Below are 16,142 nucleotides of genomic sequence, written 5' to 3' on the forward strand. Positions count from 1 at the left end.
TGGCCCATTATCGACCCTATTAACCTAGAAAATTTTCTGCCACCACTGCAAAGGGTCGCCGCAGTTATTCACTGGACGATAGGTCGCAGCTAATGCAGGAAGCGCATCGACATTGCTGCAAGTGGATTCCTTAGCAACACCTGTATCTCGGTCAAAAAAGCCCTTCACTACGCCGTTCACAGGGATTGAGCGCAGACTAATAGGTGGACGTTCCTTTAAGAAGGCAAGATACACGGCCATGGCACCACTGCTACCATACAAACTGGTTTTGCCGTTATCGTCACGACCAACCCAAATGGCGGCGACATTACGCTCATCGAAGCCCGCAAACCAAGAGTCGCGGCTGTCGTTACTGGTGCCAGTCTTACCCGCAAGTCCAACGCCAGGGAAGGCATTACCTAAACGCGTTGCCGTTCCCGTATTCACTACTTGCTGCATAGCAAATTGAATTAAGAAATCTGTCTCAGGTGCTATAGCTTGCTCTTTAGGCAATCGCGTCACTGGCAATGGGTTCTTATCAGAATCTAGCACAGCGGTCACTGTGGTTAACTTACGATAAACACCGCTATCAGCTAAGGTTTGGTACACTTGCGCTACCATTAATGGCGAGCCATTGACGGCGCCGAGTAACATGGAGGGATACTCGTTTAACGGCTCCTGCCAACCCGATTTAGCCAATGTTGTTGCGACCGCATCCACACCCACAGCAATCCCAAGGTTTACCGTCGGTACGTTCATCGACTTTTTCAATGCCGTTAACAAAGGCACCTGACCACTGAACTTCTTATCAAAGTTTTGTGGTGACCATGTCTTACCTTGCTCGCTTTTTAAGGTAATAGGCTGATCTTTAAGAGGTGTCGCTAAGGTAAATTGGCTATTAGGTGCCAAAGCCGTAGCATACACAAAAGGCTTAATTAACGAGCCAATAGGACGACGAATTTCAACCGCGCGGTTAAAGCCATCAAATCCTGGGGTTTTATCGCCGACCATAGCCGCAATACCGCCCGTGTATTTGTCGGTCACGACCATACCAATCTGCAATGATTTATTGCTCTTATCTAAACTCTTGAGGGTTTGAGTCACCGCAATTTCGGCGGCTTCTTGGGCCATAGGATCGAGCGTGGTATAGATTTTCACCCCAGATTGCTTTAATAGCGCATCGCCATAACGCTCGTTCACTTCCTGTTTTACCAGAGCGAAGAAGGACGGCAATTTCTGGTGTGCTGGTTTATTGAGATTACGGATCCCTAAGGGTGACTCTACCGCCACCTTGTACTCAGCCGTGGTTAAATCCCCCGCATCCATGAGTAAGCGCAATACTAGATCACGGCGTTCTTGAATACGATCCGGATATTTCCATGGATTGTAGTAAGACGGTCCCTTAATCGCAGCCACTAAGAATGCCTGCTGGGAAATAGTCAACTCACTGATAGGACGGCCGAAATAGAAACGTGAGGCCAAACCCATACCATGGACGGCGCGGGATTTATCCTGCCCCATATACACTTCGTTAAGATACGCTTCGAGGATTTCGTCTTTGCTATAACGAAAATCAATAATGACCGCCATTAAGGCTTCGCGCACCTTACGCAGCAAGGAACGCTCACTCGAAAGGAAAAAGTTTTTCGCTAACTGCTGAGTTAACGTCGAGCCACCTTGCACAGTGCGACCGGCGCTGATGTTCACAAAAGCCGCGCGCGCAATCGCGAAGGGATTCACACCATGGTGTTCATAAAAACTACGATCTTCCACCAGCAGTAACGCCTGCACGATCGACTTTGGCATTTCTTCGGTCGGCACAAACAGCCTGTCTTCACCATCGCCAGTAATAATACGGTCGAGCAATACAGGCTCAAGGTGGAATACGGCGAGTTGACGCTTGTCTGAGACTCGAGTGACCGAACTGATGCCATTGCTGTCGAAGCTGATCATGACTCTTTGTTCGACTTGATCGCCTTCAGGATGCAAAAACGGTCGACGCCACAATTCAATACGAGTGCTCGATGCCGAAAACTCTCCCACTTGGCGTGGGTTAGCGACTTTGCGATAGCCGAGCAACTTAAGCTCAGCCATCATTTGTGGATGGCTGACTGCCGCACCGGGGTACAGCGCCATAGAGCGGCTAAACACCTGCGCGGGCAAATGCCATTTTTGGCCTTCAAATTTTTGCGCAATAATTTGATCAAGATAAATACTGTAAAAAGTCACTACAGCTAATCCAGCCAAGCCTAATTTCCAACTGATAGACCAAATTCGTCGAAATAAACCGCGGCCATGATTAGCCCGACGGGAAGCGGGTGATTTTTTTGTCGTCTTAGTTGTCATATCTACTTCATCATTCATGCATTTAAAGACATCAGCCATAGGCACAAAGCTAACGTGGTGCGAATCAAAGTGTTTCATAACAAAATGTTATAAAACCAGCGGCGTGGTGCTAGGGCTGAGCTAAACCCAAGGTTTTCTTCTTGGTAAATTTTGTCGGCAGTGTATTCACAGGATCGTCTGGCCACAGATGTTTTGGATATCGACCGCGCATTTCCTTCTTAACTTCCACATAAGGTCCCTGCCAAAAGCTGGCTAAATCTGCCGTCAAGGCTAATGGACGCTGGGCCGGAGAGAGTAATTCCATCGTCACCTTTAGTTTGCCCTGCGCCAACATAGGACTCTGCGCCATGCCAAAGGTTTCTTGCAGACGTACACGCAGTAGCGCACGCCCAGACTCGTCGTATGCTATTGGCGCAGAGGTACCAGTCACTAACGGCCAGGAGGTTGGCAATAACTCGTCAAGTCGCTGTTTCTGCTGCCAGCTCAAACAGTTTGCCACAAAACCAAAGCAATCGAGCTTAACTAATTGCGGCAGATTATTCACATTTTCGAGGTAAGGCGCCAGCCAAGTTTCTAGGCTCGCTAATAATGCTTCATCATCAACCTTGGGCCAGTCACTGCCCACGTCAAACTCAGTTGCCAGTTTGAGCCTATATTGAAATTGCTCTAAGTTAGCGTTCCAATTGAGGATTTGTAATCCTTGCTGGCGAATATAGCCCAGTAAGGCCGCAACAATTTGCTTACGTTCAGGCTTAGCAATCGTCTCGGTTTTTACTAAAATTTGTCCGACCTTGTATTGGCGCTGCGCAATCACTCGACCTTTAGCTTCATCCCAGCCACAAATCTCATGAATGTCCAGCAAACCTTTTAACTCGCCGTCGAACAAGCTTGGCTGAAGCTGACTCGCTAAGTAAATCCGCCCAGCGTTTCTGCCTTCAGTTTCTTGAAAATCCGCCACCACCATCCACGGCGTTTGCGCCAATGCATCTTCGGCTGCGAGCACGACGCCAGTACCATTGGCTAATTGGTAGCCCTCAACACCGCGGGCCTTAGCGATACGATCCGGATAAGCAAGTGCTAATAATAACCCCACATCGCTGTGGTGTGCATGGGTCGCTATCTTAGACAAATCCGCCGCTAATCCTAGCTTTTTCTGCCACTGTTTTGCCTGTTGCCCAGCTTCTCCATGACAGGCAAAGTGCAGGTAATTCATGATATCGGCGCCCTTTTTAGGCAAACCGCGCGCCTCTAAAACCCCCGACAACAAGCAGGCCAAACTGCCCAATTGCGTTGCTTGTTCGTTAGCATTATTGACTCCCCCATTGTTTGCGCCCAAACTTTTTGCGCCCAATAACATATGTGCAAGCCTTGGGTGACACCCTAGCTCGTAGGCCGCTTTACCGTGGGGAGTGAGTTTATTTTGAGCATCGACCATGCCTAAATCTTGTAACAGTTTCCACGCCAACGCCTCATGCACACTTGGTGGCGGCGTTAACAACATCAAGTCGCTAAAGGATTTTGCGCCCCAGTAAGCACAATCGTGGGCCATAGCCACCAGATCCGCTTGGCTGATCTCGGGTTCATCGACCCTGAGCATGCGACCATGTTCTTCTTGGCTCCACAGGCGAACACAAACACCCGCTGATAAACGCCCGGCGCGACCACTACGCTGAGTTGCGGAGGCTTGGCTTATACGTTTCAAGCCTAAGCGGGTGACACCGGTTTTAGGGTTAAAACTCGCTTGTCGTTTATAGCCACTGTCGATGACAAACCCTATGTCTTCAATAGTTAAACTCGATTCCGCCACGTTAGTGGCTAGCACAATTTTGCGCCTGCCATCTATAGTTGCAGCGATCGCGCTATCTTGCTCGGCACCTGAAAGTTCACCATAAAGAGGGCAAATCAAAAAGGCATCGTCCGCTAAGCGCTCACGCAAAAACTGCTGTAATCGTAAGATCTCCCCTTTACCGGGTAAAAACACGAGCACGGCATTATTGGCAGCCGTTTTATCAACACCGGCACTGCTGCTGGCCGAGACCAGTTCGAGCACGCAGCGGCCGAGGTGATCGATCCAATGCTGCTGAGTTGGCACAGGGCGATATTCGATGTCGACAGGAAAACTCCGGCCTTCGCTGTGCAAGGTCACCGCTTCAGGCATGAGTTCAGCTAAGGCAAGACCAGATAGAGTCGCTGACATAGCTAATATCTTTAAATCGTCCCGCAGTGAAGCTTGCACTTCGAGCGCTAGGGCAAGACCTAAATCAGTGGTGAGGTGACGTTCATGAATTTCATCGAAGATGATCATTCCAATCCCAGTTAACTCGGGATCTTGTTGGATCATTCGCGTCAGTATGCCTTCGGTGACAATTTCTAAACGGGTATTGGCGCTGACTTTAGCTTCACCGCGGACGCGATAGCCGACTTCTTGCCCCACCTTTTGCTGGCGACAGCTGGCAATATAGTGCGCCACACTACGCGCCGCGACACGCCGCGGTTCGAGCATTAAAATGCGTCCGCTGATTTCTGGCCAATCCAACATAGCCAAAGGTAACGCCGTTGATTTACCCGCACCTGTCGGTGCCTCGAGGATCACTTGAGCGTGACGAGAAAAAGCCGCGCGCAGCGGTGCTAATAAGCTATGAATAGGTAGAGAGTTCAAGAAAAAGACATCAGCGGCCAACACAGGGCGTCAGTGTACTAACAATCGGCTTTGAGTACCATTTCGCAGCAAACATTATCAAGTCAGTGCTGACATAAGTAACAGCTCAAGGCTGCCATGCCCAAGATTACAGCTGTGGATAGGGAGCAAAAATCTCACGCTTTTCGAGCCAAGGTTGACTGAGCCCTGACTGTAGTTCAGCTAAGCGTATCGGTTTATTGATGGCGTAACCTTGAGCATAGTCGACGCCTAAGGCTTGCAATTTCCAACCTATTTCTTGGGATTCGACAAATTCAGCAACCACATCAAACCCCATATCTTGACCAAGTTGGCAGATGGATTTTACGATCGCCTGATCCGCAGAGTCTTCGCAAATATTGACGACAAATTGGCCATCAACCTTTACAAAATCCACATTGAGGCGCTTAAGGTAGGCAAAGCTAGAAAAGCCTGCACCAAAGTCATCGAGGGCTAATTTACAATTGAGCGGACGAAGTATCTCGAGTAACTTTGTGGCTTGATCGAGCTGACTCACAGCCGCGGTTTCTGTGATCTCGATGCAAAGCTTATCCACCAGCTCAGGTTCGGCCATCAAACGCATTTCTAGCCAATTCATAAACTCATGATCGCCCAAAGAAGTTGCCGACAGATTCACAGACACTAGATCCAATTGCTGCCAAATATCTAAATGACTACCACCCCACTTGAGCAAATTATCGATCACCCAAAGATCAACCTTAGAAGCCAAGTTGTATCGCTCGGCGGCGGGTAAGAAGATAGCAGGAGACACTATAGTGCCGTTAGTCTGCACCATACGCAGTAGGATCTCTAAATGTAAGCCAGTTTCATCGCGGTTTAACGGCACTATGCTTTGAAAATAAAGCTCAAATTGGTTTAATGCGAGTGCGCCGACGATATCTACAGAGGCCATCATCTCGGTGTAGAGACGGTTCATTTTAGGATCGCTCGCACTGTATAAATGCCAGCCATTACGACCTTGATCCTTCGCCAATCGACAAGCAGCGTCAGCTTGACTCATGACGGTATAAATATCGGCGGATTTTTTATCTAGCCTAGCAATCCCCATACTGACACTGACATTGTGACTACGACTTTCCCAAATAAACTCATGATTTGCTAACTGGGTACAAATCCGCTTAGCAATCTGTTTCGCAGAGTCCACATTGCAGTAATGCATCAGGATACCAAACTCATCGCCCCCTAAACGGGCAACAATATCGCCTTTACGTACGAGCTGTTTCAAACGTAATGCGACTTGGCAAAGCAGTTTATCGCCCGCCTGGTGGCCACTGATATTGTTAATGACTTGGAATTGGTCTAAATCGAGAAATGCCACGCAAATAGGCATATCATCGTGGGCGTGTAGTAGGTTTTCTAATAGGGCTTCAAAATGTAGCCGATTAGGTAAACCCGTAAGTGCATCATAATTGGCATGGAAGGATAACTCATCGGCTAAGCGGTACTTTTCACTGACATCTTCGGCAATCATGACTAAAGTATCTTTATCGCCGCTAATCTGGCTAAAACTCAGTTTCAACCAAGTTAATTGATGAATTGATTTTAAAGGTAATTCACACCAAGCTTGGCCGAGCACACCTTCTCGTACCACATGTAAGGTATCGGTTAGCATGGCGTGTTCTTCCTCACGCACCATGTCGAATAAATCATAGCCATGTTGAATTGGCAGGGTTTGCAGAGCGACTTTATTCAGCATAGTCAATTGATCATGCTTATCTAACAAGGCGCAAGCTAAGGGCAACTGGTTGAATACTTCACAGTATTTATGTTCACTGGCAAGCATGCTCAAAGCGATACGCGTCAATTCCATCGCAGAGCCAATCATCACAGCGGCGTGATTAAACTCACTTATAAACTCTTCGCTCCATTCACAACATTCTGAGCAATTGACGGCCCCCAAGGCAATACGGGTTTCACCAAACACGACTGGCGGCAATACTAATAGACTCTTGACGTCCCAATCCCTTAATAAAGCTCGCTCAGCCTGAGCATCGGCAGGCAAGGTATTCACATCAGCCAGATTTAATAGACGCGGAGTACGGACAAGAGAGCGAAAAAATGGCATTCGTGCCAAGGGCCAGACTCGGGTTTGTTGGCCTTGGGCAAATTGAGGTTTTAAATACAGATTACGCGTGCGTAAACGATCCAGTGACTGGCTTCCAGTTAATACAAATACCCCGTCACAATGCAGTTGCAAAGTAATAGTCTCAAGCGCTCTGTCAACATTCTGCTCTAAGGTTTCTAGCGGGGATTCACTAAAAATACTGACCAAAGCCTGTTGGAGTGGATTAGCTAAACCTACTGACATGAAAAGTATCTTCCTTACCTAAAAATCCATTTAAGGTATTATCGACGTGCATTAAGTATAGGCTCACAGTGAATTAAACGTCTGCTTGAGTCACAAATTAGCTGATAAATTCAACAGCTAGATTAACGCTCAAATGCGCTTAACGTCAAAGTGCTCGCTAAGATAATCCATATTAAGCCCTCCAAAAGGATGATAAACCGATGCAACAAAGGCTATTTCTCGGCTTCGCTCCCACAGATAGCCAAAGGGGATATCTAAGTGAATTGCAGCAGCAATTGATATGCCACCTTAATCCTGAGGCGAAAGCGGTGAGTGTCAACAATTTGCATTTAACGCTCTGCTTTATGGGTCAAGCTAACAACAAGCAAAAAATCGCTCTCCTTGATGCGGTTGACCGCTTAGTGAAACCAAGATTTAGCGTTCGGCTTAACCGGTTCGATGTATGGCCTAATGCGCAAGTATGTTGCTTGAAAGGCGATGATATTGAGCCGCCGTTAGTGCAATTAGCTAAACAGACGCAAGAAATTGCCGACCGACTGCAATTACATCGGAGTGAGCACAGCTTTTACCCGCACATCAGTTTATTTAGAAAAGCAAAACAATGGACACTAGATGAGTCGGCTTTATTGCAACTCAAAGGTATGAATACGCTGACGTTAACGCCCGATAATTTGCATTTATATCATTCAAAAAGCACAAGCACGGGTGTCGAATATCACATCCTAGATTCGTGGGCGCTCGGTGAGCTTTAAATCAAAAACAAAAAGCCCGAGTATTCACTCAGGCTTTATTTTTAAACTTATGAATCAATCCATTAATCAATACTAGAATAAAAATAGCAGTTAACTAGAGAGCGATGATGAAGAAATACCTATTCGAGTAAACGTAAGGTTTCGCGATAGGCACGCTTTTGCTCGTAGGTTTGTAACCGCAGCATAAACTCATCAGTCTTAGTCATTTCAGCATTCATTTTCAACGCTTCGATCGCTTTCTGCTGCGTCGAAATAGCAGCACCAAAATCGCCTAACTCCGCATAAGCCGCGGCTAAATTATCAAGATTTGTAGGATCGTTTTCATTCACTTTGAGTAATTTTAAGGACAACTCGACCGCTTTATTGCCATCACGATATTCTGCTTCTGGGCAAGTTGCTAAAATCCACGCCACATTACCCAAAGCAACATCATCACCCACTTGGGAAAATTGCTCGACCGCTTTACCGCAGTTGCGCTGCACACCGTCACCGCCAGACGCATAAATAAAGCCTAAACGGAATTGAGCCCAACGACTCCCCTGCTCACTCAACGCTTTATACCAATGCTCAGCGACTGACAAGTCACGCTTGATCAATTGGCCTTCAAATGACAGATCCGCTAAGGTTTGCTGCGCTTTTTCATGTTGTTGTTCGGCGGCAAGTGAAATCCAGTGCAATCCAGTCGGCACTTCTTGCGACACAAAACGTCCGGAGAGATACATTAATCCCAGCAAAAATTGGGCATCGGCATCACCTTGCTCTGCCGTCACTTGAATATGCACAAACTTACTGGCCGCAAGTTCAGCTGCTGGCTGCGGGATAGAAAATGCGTGCGCCGCAGAGCTCAGCCCTATTGTTAAGCTTAAACCTGCACCTAAAACCCATAATCTGTATTTCACTTGCTTACCTCTCTTAAAAACAACTGCCCTCAAAGTTAGCCAGAATTAACCCCATAAGTCGAGCCTAAATACACACAAACCTCAGGATAATGGGGGAAGCTAAGCCAAATGGAATGTCAAATTTAAAAAGTGAAACATGTTATTGTGTAATTTAGTGGCATATTTTATTCATAATCTATAATAAAACTGCTGAAATAGACTGGTAAGATGTGATTAACTCGACAGAGTTAAGTGAATCCAGCGAGTTTCATATCGATTTAGTTGACTTAAATCACTAAAGTAGCAAAATAAGCTCTAATTTTAGATGGTTAATTGCATTTATTCACTTATTCTAAACTAAGACTTCCATCAAGTTTTTGTGAGTTTAATTGACGTAAAATGCTTATTTAGAATACTCTTACTTTCGTTTTAATCAATCGAGGAACACCAACATGGCTCTGATTGGTAAGCCAAAACCTGATCCAACTTTGGAATGGTTTTTATCACACTGTCACATTCATAAGTACCCTGCAAAGAGCACTCTTATCCATGCTGGTGAAGACTCAGATACCCTTTATTACATAGTAAAAGGTTCTGTAGCGGTATTGATTAAAGATGAAGAAGGTAAGGAGATGATCCTTTCTTATCTGAATCAAGGTGACTTTATCGGTGAACTAGGTTTGTTTGAAGAACAAGCCGAACGTACCGCTTGGGTTCGTGCTAAGCAAGCTTGTGAAATCGCTGAGATTTCATATAAGAAATTCAGACAGTTAATTCAAGTTAACCCTGAAATTCTGATGAAGCTGTCTGCGCAAATGGCCTATCGCCTACAAAGTACCAGCCAGAAAGTGGGTAACCTTGCATTCTTAGACGTTGCAGGCCGTATTGCTCAAACTCTATTACATCTGGCTAAACAACCTGATGCTATGACACACCCTGATGGCATGCAGATTAAGATCACTCGTCAAGAGATAGGCCAAATCGTTGGCTGTTCACGGGAAACTGTGGGTCGTATCTTGAAGATGTTAGAAGAACAGAATTTGATCCAAGCTCATGGTAAGACAATCGTGGTATACGGTACCCGTTAAGTTAGTCTTCAGCTTGATTTAAGCCTGCCTTATTAAAGTGGCCTAGAATAAATTCTAGGCCATTTTTTATTGGGGAGCTCAAATGAAACGGCTGTTTTTAATCTGTTTTTTCAGCCTATTCACGCTGGTGCATCCAATAATCTTGCATGCCGAACCTATTGAATTAGAACATTATCAAGCCAAGGCGTTAGTTAACTCTGGGCAAATATTGTCCTTAAACGGTACACTCGCCGTAGTAAACCAATTTTGCCAAGGTGAACTAATTGATGCTCATCTCTATCAAGAAGATCATAAATGGCGCTATGATTTGCAAATCAAAGTTCAGCGTGGCCAAATCGTTAATCTCAGTATTGATGCGACTAATGGTCAAGCCGATCAATCAATAGCACTACCGAGCGAATGTCGAAAACATGAAACTGTTACTCGTTGAAGATAACCCAATGCTAGTCACCGAGCTGGAGAAACAACTCAAACTCGCTGGCTATGTAACCGATATTACAGACAAAGCGCTTGAAGCCGATTATCTGATCAAAGAAACCCAATACGATTGCGTAATCTTAGACATAGGTTTGCCCGATGGCAACGGCCTCGAACTGCTCGAAGGCTGGCGAAATCAAGGGATCAGCACTCCAATCATCATGCTGACTGCCCGCAGCCAATGGCATGAAAAAGTAGAAGGTTTTAATGCTGGCGCCGACGATTACTTAGGTAAACCTTTCCACGCCCAGGAATTATTGGCCCGAATCCAAGCTTTAATCCACCGTGCACATGGTCGTCTAAACACCTCAAGTAAACAATTGAGTTATGGTGGCGTGGTTTTAGATGAAGCAGAACAAACAGTAAAAGTGGCCGAGCAGCTGTATGAACTAACAGCAATGGAATTTAGGCTGTTAAAAATCTTCCTCATGTCACCTAAGAAGCTGTTATCTAAGACGCAGCTAACCGATAAGCTCTATCAGTTTGACGATGAAAAAGAGAGTAATGTGGTCGAGGTTTATGTCACCCATCTACGCAAGAAACTGGGTAAAACCACGATCGAAACCCGTCGCGGACAAGGTTACATCTTCCACGGCATTATTGAATGATCTCGATCCGCACTAAGCTCAGTTTATGGTTAACTGGCTTACTCGTGTTAGGTACTGTGATTGGACTGATACTGTTTGAGTCCATGCTACGTCAGGCCTTCCACGACTCTATTATCAATCGCTTAGAAGAAGATCTCGAACATATCATGCTGGCAACCCATATCCACGATGGGGAGATCAGCATAGATCAAAGCCAGCTTTCCAGTTTCTACAAGCCCGCCTATTCAGGCCGTTATTTTCAGCTTAACCTGCCAAATGAAGTGATTCGCTCACGCTCCCTGTGGGATATGCAGTTAGATATCGAGCCACAGGCACCGAATCAAACCCGCGTCTGGCAAGCTAAAGGGCCAAAAAATAACGATATGCAGTTGTTATCATTAGGGTTAAATTCCAGCAGTGCCAATGTCAGCGCCACCTTAACCGTTGCGCAAGATTTGAGTATCGGTAGACGTGTGTTTAGCGAGGTTTATGGCACTAAGCTTGGTGTCAATCTGGCGATGTTAGTTGCTATGATCGCGGGGATATTCTTGATCCTACGTCAATCCTTTAAGCCAGTTAAGCACATACAGCACGCACTTTCTCGGCTAAGACAAGGGGAAATTAACGCGCTTGAGCTCAATAATATTCCCCCCGAAGTACAACCATTAGCAAAAACCTATAATGAACTACTTGAGTACACAGCCAAGCAAATTGAACGTAGCCGCAATAACTTAGGTAATTTGAGCCATGGGCTCAAAACGCCACTTGCCGTGATGCAGCAACAGGTTGAAGCTCTTGGCCTCAAAGATCCTGAAACTGCCATTGCCCTGCAGCAGCAACTTGATTCGATTCACAAGATGGTCGAGCGAAAACTGGCTGCCGCGAGGATCACTGGCGACATGCTCCCCGCAGCGCAATTGGTGATCCCTAGGGATTTACATAGCCTAGCCAACACGCTAAATAAGGTTCACCGCAACAAGTCCATTGAATGTGATTTCGAACTCGATCCCAATATTCTCAGACTGCCTATTCACAGGGAAGATGGCATGGAGCTCTTAGGCAACCTGCTAGACAACGCCTTTAAATGGGCCCAGAGCCGAGTCAGCATTCAGCTATCGCGTCAGCAAGAGCGTCTCTGCCTTTGTATTGATGATGATGGTCCAGGGGTTGCTGATGATGAGCTAGATAAGCTCACACAAAGAGGAACAAGGCTTGATGAGTCTGTAATGGGTCACGGTTTAGGATTATCAATAGTGAAAGAAATTGCCGAGCAATACGAGATTGAGCTGCAGTTTAATCACAGCACTCGCTTAGGTGGATTGAGGATCGAGCTGACATTTAGCTAGCCCCAGGTTATGCCAATCGTATTAAATACCTTGTTTGAAATATCCATAAAAAACGCCATCGAATTGATGGCGTTTTTTTATGCAGAAAGCAATTTGAGGACGTTAGGCTTTATTCACATTGGTGCTTTCAAAAATCTTATCGGCAGATGCCGCCACAAAGCCTGTGTAGAGCTCGCCATTAGCCATAGGATAACGTAGCGCAAACTCATAAAAACAGCTTGGGATTTCCACTGTCGCGTCAGTAAATTCAACACCAATCTTATCAGCCATAGTCGAAGACTGTTCTAACAAGACTTCTGGCGAACCTTTGATCTCACCACCTGAACTATTGAGCACAAAGCCCGCTTGCTTCAGAGCTTCATTCACTGACTCTAAAGTCTCAAAACCATCGAGGTGATTGATAGACACAGTGAAATGGTTAGCGCGATAACCAAAAGCCGCTACCCAAGCTGCATATTCACTTTCAGTTAATAAGTCCTGATAGGTTTTAGCATCTAAAGACCAATGACGGCCGGAGTAAATAAAGTTGTCCGCCGTTATCGCTGCAGCATCCACTTGGGCGATTAAGCCTTGAATAGTTTTTTGCAACGCAGGGCTAAATTCTTCAACCAACAGCTCAGAGATAAACACTTTAGGCTGAGTCGAGTCTGGATGCTCAAAATGCTTAGCGATCAGTTTTTTCTGTTCAAACTTATAATCACCGCAAGGTACATAACCTAGCGAAGTGAAATGCTTAGCCAGCACGTCCAAATTCACCTTAGCGATATTGAAAGTACGCAGGGCAATATGGTCGTTGATGATCGGTTTACCATGACCCAACAACGCGTGCACTTTTGCCGCTGAAGGGGTCATTTGAATATAGTCTTGCCACAGAGCGGCAAATAACGCGTTGATGTCGGTATGCATAAAAACTCCTTTTATTGTGCTGCGGTTATTGCTGTTATTTTGCCGCAAACACTAAATGTAACGACCTAAATGCTACTGTTGTAGCGTCACACATACCCACAGTAGAAACTCAAGTAACGTTACTGCTTGTTATTAAAAAGGAAGAACATTAGTCCTTCCTCCTCTTTCCCACATATTCTTTACCGCATAAAAGTCAAATCTCTACCCGCTTACAAGCTCAAACCTGGGCTTAATGTCGCGGGTAAACTCACGGCATCAGCCTCGACCGAAGCGACAGGATAAGCACAGTAATCGGCGGCATAGAAAGCACTCGCTCTGTGGTTACCCGAAGCCCCTACGCCACCAAAAGGTGCCGCGCCCGATGCGCCAGTGATTTGTTTGTTCCAGTTAACAATGCCAGCACGAATACGCGCGAGGAAATAGTCATAATCTTCACGGCTATCGGCAAGTAATCCCGCAGACAAGCCGTAACGCGTTTGGTTAGCCAATTTGATCGCTTGATCGAAATCACTGTAACGCACCAGCTGCAGTAGAGGTCCGAAGTATTCTTCATCCGGCAATGCATCGATCGCTGTCACATCGATAAGGCCAGGAGACACTAAGCCTGTACCCGCTTCTAGATGGGTCAACTCGACCAAAGACACGCCGCCTAAGTTCAACAGATTCGCCTGCGCCGCAACCATACCCTTAGCGGCAGTTTCAGAAATCATTGAGCCCATAAAAGGTTGTGGCTGCGCATTCCAAGGACCGACTTTAATCTGTTTAACCGAATCGACTAACATGGCAATCAGCGCATCGCCCTGCTCGCCTTGCTCGACATATAAACGGCGCGCACAAGTACAACGTTGGCCAGATGAAATATAAGCCGACTGCAAAATATCGTGCACTGCGGCCTTAATATCCTGCACACCTTTGATGATCAGTGGGTTATTACCCCCCATCTCAAGTGCTAAAATCTTGCCTGGATGACCGGCATATTGTTGATGTAAAAAATGACCCGTGCGTGAGCTACCGGTAAAGAACAGACCATCGAGCTGCGGGTGAGAAGCCAGTGCCTTACCCGTATCAACCTCACCTTGGACTAAGTTAAGCACGCCAGCAAGCAGACCCGCTTTATCCCATAGGCTGACCATCAACTCGGCGACTTTAGGCGTGAGCTCTGAAGGTTTGAAAATCACGGTATTCCCAGCCAGCAGCGCAGGGACTATGTGGCCGTTCGGCAAATGACCAGGGAAGTTGTAAGGACCGAACACAGCCACAACACCGTGGGGCTTATGGCGGATAACCGCACGTCCTGCTGGCGTATCGTTGGCTTCTGTGCCCGTACGTTTATTGTAAGCCGCAGCCGATAAAGCAATTTTGCCTATCATGGCACCGACTTCAGTCGCGGTTTCCCACTGAGGTTTACCCGTTTCTTGGGCAATCGTTTCAGCCAGTTCCGCTTTATTGGCTTCGAGTTGGGTGCGATACGCTTCAACTATGGCTAAACGCGCATCGAAACCTAACATAAACCAATCAAACTGTGCGGCGCGCGCGGCATCAACGGCGGCATTAACTTGTTCTGCAGTGGCCGTTTTACCGGTCCAAATAGATTGTGCATTGGCAGGGTTAATTGAGGTCACGTCATGACCTTTGCCAGCATGCCACTGGCCTTGAATATAATGTGTCATTGGTTATTCCTACATTGCCAAAATACGGATTTGATCGCCTTTTGCGAGTAGCAAACCCGCTGCCAGCTCAGGGCTAATGATGATATGTTCGGATTTGTCGTCCACGGCCAGTGCAGCAGACGTCGCTCGGTAATTGGCTAATTGGGTATTTGAGATAATAAATTGAGTGTCGGCTTCGACCATGTCACCAATATCGACGGTCAATAAACGACTTTCACGCACGCCGCGAATGTCCGATAAACGACACTCAACCGTTGGACCACCATCAAAAATATCCACATAACCGCGGCATCGAAAGCCTTCGGCCTGCAGCAAACTTAATGCGGGACGGGTATTGGTATGCACTTCGCCAATCACTTTCTGCGCTTCTTCAGGCAACAGACAAACGTAGACAGGATTTCGTGGCATCATTTCGGCCATAAATGCCTTTTTACCTAAGCCAGAAAGATAATCCGCCTGAATAAAATCTATGCCTAAAAAGTGTTTTTGCAACCAACCATAAAAAGGTGAATGCCCCTCAGCGTCGCTTACACCGCGCATTTCGGCAATCACAGTTTCGCCAAAACGCTTCGCATGTTGAGCTAAAAACAGAAATCGACTGCGGGATAACATGCGGCCATTGTTGCCCTTGCGATATGCTTCACGCAAAAACAGCGTACACATCTCAGCAGCGCCAGTGTAGTCATGGCAAAGGGTGAGTGTTTCGACCTCGTTACGCACGTCAATTTGCTCAGAATGATAGACTTCGGTACCGAGTCGATAATGGTAGAACGCATCTTCCATTCCCACCGCCGCTTCGATGGCGCACGTTCCCACCACTTCACGGGTATCGGTATCTTCCAGCACCATTAGATAACCTTCATCGAAGGGAGTCTCTACGGCTTTGACGAATGAGGCTTCTGCTCGAGCAATTTTATGTCTGAGCAGATCCGCATTCACAGGTAATGACGTAAAACCATGACCAGACTCTTCGGCAATTTGATATAAGGCCTCAAAATCACCAGCCTGAATAGGACGTATGATTAACATCTTAGTGTCTCCTCACTTTGGCTTACCGTGCATCAAGGCACCTCTCTTCAAAAAGACAGGCAGTGATGCAGGTAAGTA

Annotated in this window: 12 protein-coding genes; 5 read left to right on the forward strand and 7 right to left on the reverse strand. The window is 46.5% G+C overall.

Annotated elements, in window-relative coordinates:
• Positions 1 to 24 precede the first annotated feature (24 nt).
• The 3 genes from mrcB to CKQ84_RS04430 form a co-directional block, all read right to left on the reverse strand.
• A complete protein-coding gene (mrcB, locus tag CKQ84_RS04420; RefSeq protein WP_168827694.1) occupies positions 25 to 2,343 on the reverse strand; it encodes a penicillin-binding protein 1B in 2,319 nt (772 codons plus the stop codon).
• A 91-nt stretch (positions 2,344 to 2,434) separates the two neighbouring features.
• Positions 2,435 to 5,008 (reverse strand): ATP-dependent helicase HrpB, encoded by a 2,574-nt coding sequence (gene hrpB, locus CKQ84_RS04425; protein WP_173913150.1) that lies wholly within the window; start codon positions 5,006 to 5,008, stop codon positions 2,435 to 2,437.
• Positions 5,009 to 5,111: 103 nt separating this feature from the next.
• Positions 5,112 to 7,331 (reverse strand): bifunctional diguanylate cyclase/phosphodiesterase, encoded by a 2,220-nt coding sequence (locus CKQ84_RS04430; RefSeq protein WP_105250258.1) that lies wholly within the window; start codon positions 7,329 to 7,331, stop codon positions 5,112 to 5,114.
• A 200-nt stretch (positions 7,332 to 7,531) separates the two neighbouring features.
• On the opposite strand from CKQ84_RS04430, the gene thpR reads away from it, so the two are divergent.
• Entirely contained in the window at positions 7,532 to 8,083 is a 552-nt protein-coding gene (gene thpR / locus CKQ84_RS04435) for an RNA 2',3'-cyclic phosphodiesterase (protein ID WP_105250259.1), read from the forward strand.
• Positions 8,084 to 8,202: 119 nt separating this feature from the next.
• Here thpR and CKQ84_RS04440 read toward each other — a convergent pair whose 3' ends face one another.
• Entirely contained in the window at positions 8,203 to 8,982 is a 780-nt protein-coding gene (locus CKQ84_RS04440) for a tetratricopeptide repeat protein (protein ID WP_105250260.1), read from the reverse strand.
• A gap of 431 nt (positions 8,983 to 9,413) precedes the next feature.
• On the opposite strand from CKQ84_RS04440, the gene crp reads away from it, so the two are divergent.
• From crp to CKQ84_RS04460, 4 genes are all read left to right on the forward strand, one after another.
• Positions 9,414 to 10,049 (forward strand): cAMP-activated global transcriptional regulator CRP, encoded by a 636-nt coding sequence (gene crp / locus CKQ84_RS04445; protein WP_006080082.1) that lies wholly within the window; start codon positions 9,414 to 9,416, stop codon positions 10,047 to 10,049.
• A gap of 82 nt (positions 10,050 to 10,131) precedes the next feature.
• Entirely contained in the window at positions 10,132 to 10,479 is a 348-nt protein-coding gene (locus tag CKQ84_RS04450; protein WP_105250261.1) for a PepSY domain-containing protein, read from the forward strand.
• Positions 10,460 to 11,134: a response regulator transcription factor gene (locus CKQ84_RS04455; protein WP_105250262.1), complete on the forward strand. Its 675-nt coding sequence runs from the start codon at positions 10,460 to 10,462 to the stop codon at positions 11,132 to 11,134. The genes CKQ84_RS04450 and CKQ84_RS04455 overlap by 20 nt, the downstream gene beginning before the upstream one ends.
• Positions 11,131 to 12,459: an ATP-binding protein gene (locus CKQ84_RS04460; RefSeq protein ID WP_105250263.1), complete on the forward strand. Its 1,329-nt coding sequence runs from the start codon at positions 11,131 to 11,133 to the stop codon at positions 12,457 to 12,459. Before CKQ84_RS04455 ends, CKQ84_RS04460 begins: the two co-directional genes overlap by 4 nt.
• Before the next feature lie 102 nt (positions 12,460 to 12,561).
• Here CKQ84_RS04460 and CKQ84_RS04465 read toward each other — a convergent pair whose 3' ends face one another.
• The 3 genes from CKQ84_RS04465 to astA all read right to left on the reverse strand — a co-directional run bounded on the left by CKQ84_RS04465 (position 12,562) and on the right by astA (position 16,064).
• A complete protein-coding gene (locus CKQ84_RS04465; RefSeq protein WP_105250264.1) occupies positions 12,562 to 13,365 on the reverse strand; it encodes a DUF1338 domain-containing protein in 804 nt (267 codons plus the stop codon).
• Between the two features lie 209 nt (positions 13,366 to 13,574).
• A complete protein-coding gene (astD, locus tag CKQ84_RS04470) occupies positions 13,575 to 15,035 on the reverse strand; it encodes a succinylglutamate-semialdehyde dehydrogenase (RefSeq protein ID WP_105250265.1) in 1,461 nt (486 codons plus the stop codon).
• A 9-nt stretch (positions 15,036 to 15,044) separates the two neighbouring features.
• Positions 15,045 to 16,064: an arginine N-succinyltransferase gene (gene astA, locus CKQ84_RS04475; RefSeq protein WP_105250266.1), complete on the reverse strand. Its 1,020-nt coding sequence runs from the start codon at positions 16,062 to 16,064 to the stop codon at positions 15,045 to 15,047.
• Between the last annotated feature and the right edge of the window lie 78 nt (positions 16,065 to 16,142).

This window comes from Shewanella sp. WE21 (assembly GCF_002966515.1).
GTDB lineage: Bacteria > Pseudomonadota > Gammaproteobacteria > Enterobacterales > Shewanellaceae > Shewanella > Shewanella oncorhynchi.